This is a genomic window from Nocardia sp. NPDC046763 (genome assembly GCF_040645495.1).
Lineage (GTDB): Bacteria > Actinomycetota > Actinomycetes > Mycobacteriales > Mycobacteriaceae > Nocardia.
In genome coordinates this window covers 1-1,441 of the sequence record NZ_JBEYYI010000097.1, presented here as the reverse complement: position 1 = coordinate 1,441, position 1,441 = coordinate 1, and the positions used below count along the sequence as shown (strand labels likewise).

The 1,441-nt window shown below is 68.0% G+C and carries 3 protein-coding genes; 2 read left to right on the top strand and 1 reads right to left on the bottom strand.

What is annotated here, in order from left to right:
- On the bottom strand, positions 1-286 hold a 286-nt coding region (locus ABZ909_RS43645; RefSeq protein WP_357012396.1), incomplete at its 3' end, for an enoyl-CoA hydratase-related protein.
- Between the two features lie 56 nt (positions 287-342).
- Here ABZ909_RS43645 and ABZ909_RS43640 point away from each other — a divergent pair.
- Both ABZ909_RS43640 and ABZ909_RS43635 read left to right on the top strand, forming a co-directional pair.
- Positions 343-1,131, top strand: a complete 789-nt coding sequence (locus tag ABZ909_RS43640; RefSeq protein ID WP_354831648.1) for an SDR family oxidoreductase — start codon at positions 343-345, stop codon at positions 1,129-1,131.
- A 28-nt stretch (positions 1,132-1,159) separates the two neighbouring features.
- On the top strand, positions 1,160-1,441 hold a 282-nt coding region (locus tag ABZ909_RS43635; protein ID WP_357012393.1), incomplete at its 3' end, for an SDR family NAD(P)-dependent oxidoreductase.

Below are 1,441 nucleotides of genomic sequence, written 5' to 3'. Positions count from 1 at the left end.
TTGGCCTTCTTGTTGATGATGGCGTCGATGCAGACCGCGGTCTTGCCGGTCTTGCGGTCGCCGATGACGAGCTGATGTCCGCGTTCATCTCCTTGATATCCACGCCCGCGTTGAAGCCGCGGCCCTCGGCGCGCAGCACGACGACCCGGGTCTCCGGGTTGCGGCCGGCCTGGGTGACGGCGTCGGCCAGGGCGAACCAGCCGTCGGAAGGCAGCGCGTTGACCGGCGGGTAGTCGACAGTGACGACTTCGACGCCCTCGGTTTCGGTGTGACGGTTGATCCCCATCGAATGTCCCATCGTTGGCAAAACAAGCAAGTGCTTGGTAGGTTATCACGGTGGGAATCGAAGTAAACCTGTCCGGCTCGGTCGTCTTGGTCACCGGCGGCGTGCGCGGTGTCGGCGCCGGCATCAGCCGGGTCTTCCTGGACGCGGGCGCGACCGTGGTGGCCTGTGCGCGACGGCCCGGCGACACCCCCGTCGAGAGCAATGGCCGCGGCATCGACTTCCTGCCCTGCGATGTGCGCGACCCCGACTCGGTGCGCGGGCTGATCGAGGCCATCGTCGCGAAGTACGGTCGGCTCGACACCGTGGTGAACAATGCCGGTGGCGCGCCCTTCGCCCTGGCCGCCGACGCCAGTGCCAACTTCCACGCCAAGATCGTGCAGCTGAATCTGCTGGCGCCACTACTGGTTTCGCAGGTGGCCAACGAGGTGATGCAGAAGCAGGAGACGGGTGGATCGATCGTGATGATCTCCAGCGTCTCCGGGCATCGGCCCTCGCCGGGCACCGCGGCCTACGGTGCGGCCAAAGCCGGCGTGGACAGCCTGGTTTCGTCGCTCGCGGTGGAGTGGGCTCCGAAGGTCCGGATGAACTCCGTCATCTGCGGCCTGGTCAACACCGAGTCCTCGCACCTGCACTACGGCGACGAGGAGGGCATCGCCTCGGTGAGCCGAACGGTTCCCATGCAGCGCATGGCGACGCCCGAGGACATCGGTCGCACCGCCGCGTTCCTGGCCTCGCCCCTGGCCGCGTATGTCACCGGCAGCGCGCTACTCGTGCACGGCGGCGGCGAGAAGCCCGCCTTCCTCGAAGCATCCACCGCAGACGTCCCCGCCGTCTCGGGTCACTAGACCGATCGAACACGAAGAGGTAATCGATATGACCGACAACAAGATCTGCGACGGCCGCGTCGTCATCGTGACCGGCGCCGGTCGTGGCATCGGCCGTGCCCACGCCCTCGCCTTCGCCGCCGCCGGCGCGAAGGTGGTCGTGAACGACCTCGGCGCCGAGCTCGACGGCGCCCCGAGCCCCGACTCCCCGGCCTCGCAGGTCGTCGAGGAGATCAAGGCCCTCGGCGGCGAGGCCATCGTGAACGGCGACGACATCTCCGACTGGGAGGGCGCGCGCCGCCTGATCCAGACCGCCGTCGACACCTTCGGC